Origin of the sequence: Corynebacterium sp. HMSC14B06, assembly GCF_001807075.1 — a bacterium.
Taxonomy (GTDB): Bacteria; Actinomycetota; Actinomycetes; order Mycobacteriales; family Mycobacteriaceae; genus Corynebacterium; species Corynebacterium jeikeium_D.
Window position 1 is genome coordinate 26,838 of the sequence record NZ_KV787394.1, and the last position, 7,163, is coordinate 34,000.

The following is a 7,163-nucleotide window of genomic DNA, read 5'->3' on the forward strand; positions in this document are numbered from 1 at the left end:
TCCTCAGTGTTTCAGGGGCGCATTTTAGGGCCTCTTACAGGGGAAATGAGGATAAATAAAGAATTACTTGCGCCGTTCACCGATTGTTAATGTTTTGAACAGGTTCCGGTTACTATCGGTAGATAGGTTCAGCGCAGTGGACCGGAGTGTGGCGGTTCCACGAGAACTGTTTCACTCATTGTGTAAACCCGGAGGATTTACTGTGCTGAAGAAGAACCGTGCGGCATCCGTCATTGGCCTGGCCGCTGTTGCAAGTCTCACCCTGGCCGCTTGTGCTGAAGGGGGAACGCTGCAGGGCGAGGGCGCTACCTCGCAGCAGCGTGCGATGGACCTGTTCGCCACCAAGTTTGAAGAGGCCGGTTCGACCCTGTCGTACAACGCATCTGGCTCTGGTTCCGGTCAAACTCAGTTCATTGCCGGTACCGTTGCTTTCGCTGGCTCCGACTCTCCGCTGAAGGAGAAGGACGGCAAGGACCAGGTTGCAGAGGCTAAGAAGCGCTGCGATGGTAACGACGCATGGCACCTGCCGATGGTTATCGGTCCGGTTGCCGTTGCCTACAACCTCGAGGGCGTTGATGTCACTCTGACCCCGGCACTGGTTGCTGAAATCTTCGACGGCAAGATCACCAAGTGGAACGACCCGAAGATTGCTGAGGTCAACAAGGACGCGAAGCTGCCGGAGAAGGACATCAAGGTTGTCTACCGCTCTGAGGAGTCCGGTACTACTGATAACTTCATGAAGTTCCTGAGCGCAGCTGCTCCGGAGCAGTGGAAGCACGAGGCTTCCAAGTCCTTCCCGACTGCTACTGGACAGGGCGCTAACGGCTCGGCTGGTGTTGTCGACGAGGTTTCCAACATCGACGGTGCTATCACCTACGTTGAGGCTGGTTTCGCTAAGGACAAGAACCTGGGCATCGCCAAGATGGACTTTGGTCATGGTCCGGTTGAGCTGAACAACGACACCGTCGGTAAGGCTCTGGATTCCGTCACGTTCAAGACTGAGGGGCACGACATGGTTGTTGACACCGACGCTCTGTTCGCAATGGATGAGAATGGCGCTTACCCGCTGATTCTGACCACCTACGAAATCGTCTGCTCCGCTGGTTACGACGAGGAGACTCGTGATCTGGTTAAGAGCTTCCTGAAGGTTGTTCTGGAAGAGGGCCAGGGCCCAGAGCTCGAAGAGCTGGGTTACATCCCGGTTCAGGGTGAGTTCAAGGACAAGTTGTCCGCAGCGGTTGACGCTATCAAGTAATTCTTTGCGTGCAACGCGGGTGAAAGCAGAGTTGGTTCTGTTGTTACCCGGTTGGCGCGAGGATTACTTCAGCCGGCCACGCAGATTTGAGCTGTAGGCCGAAAACCTGACGTAGACCGGTTGGCTTTATATATCGACACCTCAGTTGATTGGGTACCGCTCGTAGAGGGGTACTGAGGCCAATCGGTCTTCATGTGCGTTGAAGCACAAATCACTTCTACTTAGGAAATGAGATCATGAGTTCCTCGACTCCCATTGAAGGGAAGCAGGAGGCTGTAGACAGCAGTCTGTTGCAGTCCTCAGCACCGCAGGTGGATTCCTCCGGCGACGAGAGCTCGGAAGAGCAAGCCATTCAGTCCGGCGTTGTTCGTCCTGGTGACCGAATCTTCAAGATTCTGGCGGTAGGATCTTCCGCATTGGTGACTGCTGCCATCATCGCAATTGCAGTGTTCCTGCTCCTGCGCGCAGTTCCGGCGATGTCCCGTAACGAAGCGAACTTCTTCACCTACACCGAACGATGGAACCTGGCGGATACCTCCGCCATGTACTTCGGTATTCCGAACATGTTTCTGGTGACCGTCGCGGTTTCCATCCTGGCGCTGATTCTGGCGATGCCGGTTGCGCTGGGTATTGCTATCTTCCTGACTGCCTATGCTCCAAAGAAGATGGTCAAGCCGCTGGGATACCTCGTGGATTTGCTGGCCGCAGTGCCGTCGATTGTTTACGGTCTGTGGGGCTTTATGGCTCTCGGTCCGGCATTGGCCGGTCTGTACGGGTGGTTGGCTAAGACACTGGGCTTTATCCCGATGTTTGCCCTGTACCCAAACTCGCCGGCATTCGAGACCGGTCGAAATCTCTTCACCGGTGGCATTGTGCTGGCAATTATGATTCTGCCGGTTATCGCGGCTACCACCCGTGAGGTCTTTGTTCAGACCCCGCGTGGTCACATTGAGGCATCGCTGGCTCTCGGTGCGACCCGTTGGGAGATGGTCAAGCTGGCCATTCTGCCATTCGGTCGTTCTGGCTTTATCTCTGGCTCGATGCTGGGTCTGGGACGTGCCCTCGGTGAGACGATGGCTCTGTACCTCGTGATCTCCCCGTCTTCGGCATTCCGTGGTTCGCTTTTCGACGGCGGTACCACCTTCGCAACCGCGATTGCCAATGCGGCACCGGAGTTCAATGACAACCTCAAGGCCGGCGCATACATGTCCGCAGGTTTGGTGCTGTTCTTGCTGACCTTCGTGGTCAACTCCGCAGCCCGAATCATTGCGAAGAAGTAGCAAGGTCGTAGGAAAAGAAACGAGAAGTAACAATGACTAGTTCAACTACTGATTCTTCGCCTCACGGCCCCGCAGACATGGTCCCCACCACGGAGTCGGCATTCACCCAGATTAAGGGTTCCCGCAAGGTAGCGGACAACGTCTCCACGGTCCTCATTTACTGCTGCATGGCTCTTGCCCTAATCCCGCTGGTGTGGGTTCTCTTTGAGCTTGTCGTCCGAGGTACCCCGTCACTGCTGAGTGGTGAGTGGTGGACTGCTTCCCAGCGCGGTGTCACCGTTGGTGCGTCTGCCGGCGGTGTTGCTCACGCAATCGTCGGTACCTTGGTTCAGGCTCTGGTCACAACTCTCATGACCGTGCCGTTCGGCATCTTCGTCGCCATCTACTTGGTCGAGTACGCAGGTAACTCCCGCTTGGGCAAGGTCACCACCTTCATGGTCGACATCCTCTCCGGTGTGCCGTCGATCGTTGCGTCGCTGTTCATCTACTCGATGTGGGTGGTCATGTTCGGCATGAGCCGCTCCGGCTTCGCCGTGTCGCTGGCACTGGTTCTGCTGATGCTGCCGATCGTGGTCCGCAACACCGAGGAAATGTTGCGCATCGTTCCGCACGAGTTGCGTGAAGCCTCTTACGCTCTGGGCGTTCCGAAGTGGAAGACCATTTTGAAGATCGTGCTCCCGACCGCACTGTCGGGCATCGTCACCGGCATCATGCTGGCCGTCGCCCGCGTTATGGGTGAGTCCGCACCGATGCTGATTCTGGTTGCGACCTCGCGAATCATCACCTACAACCCGTTCGGCCAGTCGCAGTCCTCGCTGCCACTGTTCATGCTGGACATGTACAAGGCCGGTAATACCGGTGCGGCATTTGACAAGATGTGGGGCGCAGCGCTCACGCTGGTTCTCATCATTGCCCTCATCAATATCCTGGCGCGCTTCGTATCCGCCAAGTTCTCCGTCAAGAGCAGTTAATGCTGGGCGCCTAACGTCCGCTATTTCAAGGAAGGTTTTTGAAAGACCATGGCTAAGCGCCTAGACCTTAACGATGTCAACATCTACTACGGCGATTTCCACGCTGTGCAGAACGTCGACCTGCACGTCCCGCCGCGTTCCGTTACCGCATTCATTGGCCCGTCCGGCTGTGGTAAGTCCACCGTGCTCCGTTCGCTGAACCGTATGCACGAGGTCATCCCGGGTGCCTACGTCACTGGCGAGGTGCTTCTCGACGGCGAAAACATCTATGGCCCGAAGATCGACCCGGTCTCCGTTCGTAACACCATCGGTATGGTGTTCCAGCGTCCGAACCCGTTCCCGACCATGTCCATCGAGGACAATGTCGTGGCTGGCCTGAAGTTGGCCGGTGTTAAGAACAAGGCTCGTCTCCAGGAGGTTGCCGAGAAGTCCCTGCGCGGCGCCAACCTCTGGGATGAGGTGAAGGACCGCCTGGACAAGCCGGGCGGCGGCCTCTCCGGTGGTCAGCAGCAGCGTCTGTGCATCGCACGCGCAATTGCAGTTGAGCCGGAAGTTCTGCTGATGGACGAGCCGTGTTCCGCACTGGACCCGATTTCCACCCTGGCAATCGAGGACCTGATTCACGAGCTGAAGGAAGAATTCACCATCGTCATCGTGACCCACAACATGCAGCAGGCAGCTCGTGTGTCCGATCAGACCGCATTCTTCTCCCTCGAGGCAACCGGTAAGCCGGGTCGCCTGGTCGAGGTTGGCCCGACCAAGAAGATCTTCGAGAATCCGGACAAGAAGGAAACCGAGGACTACATCTCCGGTCGCTTCGGCTAAACGCTTTGCGTATGCCTTAATGGCCAAAATAATCAAAAAGTAAGAGCCCCGTACCTCACGCGTGTGCACGCGAGGTACGGGGCTCTTTTTGTTGTTGCGGTTTATGAGATTGCTATGTCGAGCACATGTTTTGCCACCCGATTGTCTAACCGCGGAGGTTTTTGTGCCGGGGCACACAGTTTTTGTGGCGGGATCAAACAGTTACTGACTAGGTTTATGTCAGGTGAATAGCGTTTACTCGCAGTAAAGTGTCATAAACCTAGTCACTTTCTCGGGGTGGGGCAGTGTTTAGCCTGGTGTGACTTAAAAACGGCTCCACTCCGGCCTGAAACCCGCCGAGCAGTCCAACACCCAGCCCAGCTCAGCGGCCCAACACCCAGTCCCCTGAGCAACCCAACACCTAGCCCAGCAGCCTGCAACTCCACGAACCTACATCCGCAGGTGACGCTCCAAGGCCTGCAGGCGTTGGTTAAAGCTGCGCTGGTCGCGTTCGTCCTCAAGCTTGTCCAGGTAGACATCGCGCTTGTAACCGGTGGCCAGGTAAATAATTCGGGCGGCAACCTCGACGGCGTGATCCGCGTAGCGCTCGTAGAAGCGGCTCAGCAGAGTGACATCCACTGTCTGCGCAGGGGAGTGCGGCCAATTATCGTCGTTGGTCAGCGTAAACAGGTGCTGGTGAATGTCATCGATGCTGTCATCGGTCTTATCCAAGGCCAATGCCTGGTCAACGTCGTAGTCGATGAGCACCTGACGGGTTTCGTGCGTCATCTGTTCAGATACGGAGGCCATCTCGCGGAAGAACCCCTCCACGGGCTCTGGTAGTGCCTTGTTCGGGTGGCGACGCCGGGCAACGTTGGCAATATGCACACTCAATGCGCCCATGCGGGAGATGTCCTCGACAATGTAGAGGCCACTGACAATCTGTCGGAGGTCACCAGCCACAGGAGCTTCGCGGGCCAACAGCTCGAAGGCTCGCTGCTCCGCATCCTGGCGCAGGTCCTCGAGAGAATCAATCTGGGAAAGAACTGTTTCAGCCGAGACCAAATCAGCCTCGAAGAGGGCCTTGTTCGCAAGCTTGTGCATGGAGCCAACTCGGTCACACATCACAATCAGGCTGTGGGCCAAGTTGTCCATTTGTTCTCGGTAGACAGTGCGCATGCGTTCCATAGTAGGCAATCCTCAACAACGTCGCGCGTTAGTGGGGAGCCCCCAATTACCCCTCGTAAAGTTATGTAAACACTCGCTCAGAACCGAAGCTTAGCCACCGGAGTGCATAATCTCCGCGCCCTCGGGCACGGTGTCGTCCTCCGGGTCGTCCAGCCAGCCCTCCGGCAAGACCACCTTTGCAGGGGACCCCTGTCGGCCGCGGGCGCCGTCGGCGTCCTCCGGGCGGGCGTGGGCGCTGGGGCCGTCGTAAAGCGGTGCGAGAATCTCGTCGAGCGTTGCCAGCGAATCGACGCGCGCAAGAGACTTCCGCACCTCACTGCCGGCAGGGTAACCGCGCAGGTACCAGGCGATGTGCTTGCGCAGGTCGCGGCAGCCCTTACGTTCGCCCTCGTGCTCCACGAGCAGTTCCGCGTGACGACGGATAATCCCCGCGACCTCACCAAATGTTGGTGCCGGCGGCACTTCTTCGCCACGCAGCTCGGCGGACAACTGCGCGAACAGCCACGGGCGGCCAAGGCAGCCGCGACCGACGACGACACCGTCGCAGCCGGTCTCGTCGAGCATTTTGCGGGCATCGGTGGAGGCAAAGATGTCGCCGTTGCCAAGCACCGGGATATCGCTGTAGCCGGAGTCGACCATGTGCTCCTTCAGCCGCGCGATCTGCGACCAGTCAGCGTGGCCGGAGTAGCGCTGCGCTGCGGTGCGGGCATGCAGAGCCACAGCCTGGGCGCCCATCTCAGCGGCGATGCGGCCGGCATCGAGATGCGTGTGGTGCTCGTCGTCGATACCGACGCGGAATTTCACGGTCACCGGGATGTCCGTGCCCTCAGTGGCTTTTACCGCTGCGGCGACGATGTTGCCGAAGAGACGGCGCTTATACGGCAGTGCCGAGCCGCCGCCCTTGCGAGTGACCTTCGGTACCGGGCAGCCGAAGTTCATATCGATGTGGTCGGCGAGGTTTTCGTCGACAATCATCTTTGCGGCCTCGTAGGTCCACTTTGGGTCAGTGGTGTAGAGCTGCAGGCTGCGCGGGTTTTCGTCGGGCGCGAAGGTTGTCATGTGCATGGTCTTCTCGTTGCGCTCGACCAGTGCTCGCGCGGTGACCATTTCGCAGACATAGAGGCCGGAGACCGTGCCTGTACGCTGCAGCTCCTGCTCGCGGCACAGCGTGCGGAATGCCACATTGGTGACACCGGCCATCGGAGCGAGTACCACGGGGGAAGCGAGCTCAAAGGGGCCGATGTGCATGTGCGCGGACGTGGCATCGGCGGGCTTGGCGGCGCTGAGTGGACTCGTGGAGGTATCTAACACGTACAGTATTGTGTCACGCTGAACTGCCGTTTTCGAATCTGTTTTGGTCGGCCGGTTGGATTGGTCGTGCGTTTGACTGCGCTCATTTATCCCACGAGTGTTTCAGTAGTTCCGTCGCAAGTGTGGGGTGATTATTAAAAGTTGGCGCGCAATTGCTAGGCTATTTTCTTGCGCGGGCCTTTAGCTCAGTTGGTAGAGCTACGGACTTTTAATCCGCAGGTCGCGGGTTCGAGCCCCGCAGGGCCCACAAGCACGCAAAACCCCAGGTCATTAGCAACCTGGGGTTTTGTCGTATCTTGCCTGTTTTGCCCTTTCGCGGCAGCGGGTTAAGTAAAGAAAAGTGTGTCTTTTCCG

General features: G+C 57.9%; 6 protein-coding genes and 1 tRNA gene. 5 read left to right on the forward strand and 2 right to left on the reverse strand.

From position 1 onward, the window contains the following. Positions 1-238: 238 nt before the first annotated feature. From pstS to pstB, 4 genes are all read left to right on the forward strand, one after another. Positions 239-1,255, forward strand: coding sequence for a phosphate ABC transporter substrate-binding protein PstS (gene pstS / locus HMPREF3130_RS08220; RefSeq protein ID WP_246815134.1), 1,017 nt, complete (start codon positions 239-241; stop codon positions 1,253-1,255). Positions 1,256-1,491: 236 nt separating this feature from the next. Beyond that, the gene (gene pstC / locus HMPREF3130_RS08225) at positions 1,492-2,535 is read left to right on the forward strand and encodes a phosphate ABC transporter permease subunit PstC (RefSeq protein ID WP_049181149.1); all 1,044 of its coding nucleotides are present in this window, start codon (positions 1,492-1,494) and stop codon (positions 2,533-2,535) included. A 77-nt stretch (positions 2,536-2,612) separates the two neighbouring features. Beyond that, positions 2,613-3,506, forward strand: a complete 894-nt coding sequence (pstA, locus tag HMPREF3130_RS08230; RefSeq protein ID WP_070429731.1) for a phosphate ABC transporter permease PstA — start codon at positions 2,613-2,615, stop codon at positions 3,504-3,506. A 48-nt stretch (positions 3,507-3,554) separates the two neighbouring features. Beyond that, positions 3,555-4,331, forward strand: coding sequence for a phosphate ABC transporter ATP-binding protein PstB (gene pstB / locus HMPREF3130_RS08235; protein WP_049193811.1), 777 nt, complete (start codon positions 3,555-3,557; stop codon positions 4,329-4,331). Between the two features lie 429 nt (positions 4,332-4,760). Here pstB and phoU read toward each other — a convergent pair whose 3' ends face one another. Both phoU and dusB read right to left on the reverse strand, forming a co-directional pair. After that, positions 4,761-5,498: a phosphate signaling complex protein PhoU gene (gene phoU / locus HMPREF3130_RS08240; RefSeq protein ID WP_080969597.1), complete on the reverse strand. Its 738-nt coding sequence runs from the start codon at positions 5,496-5,498 to the stop codon at positions 4,761-4,763. 90 nt (positions 5,499-5,588) lie between these two features. Continuing rightward, positions 5,589-6,746 (reverse strand): tRNA dihydrouridine synthase DusB, encoded by a 1,158-nt coding sequence (gene dusB / locus HMPREF3130_RS08245; protein WP_070429732.1) that lies wholly within the window; start codon positions 6,744-6,746, stop codon positions 5,589-5,591. A gap of 237 nt (positions 6,747-6,983) precedes the next feature. On the opposite strand from dusB, the gene HMPREF3130_RS08250 reads away from it, so the two are divergent. Then, positions 6,984-7,056: transfer RNA gene (locus tag HMPREF3130_RS08250), tRNA-Lys, on the forward strand. Positions 7,057-7,163: the final 107 nt, after the last annotated feature.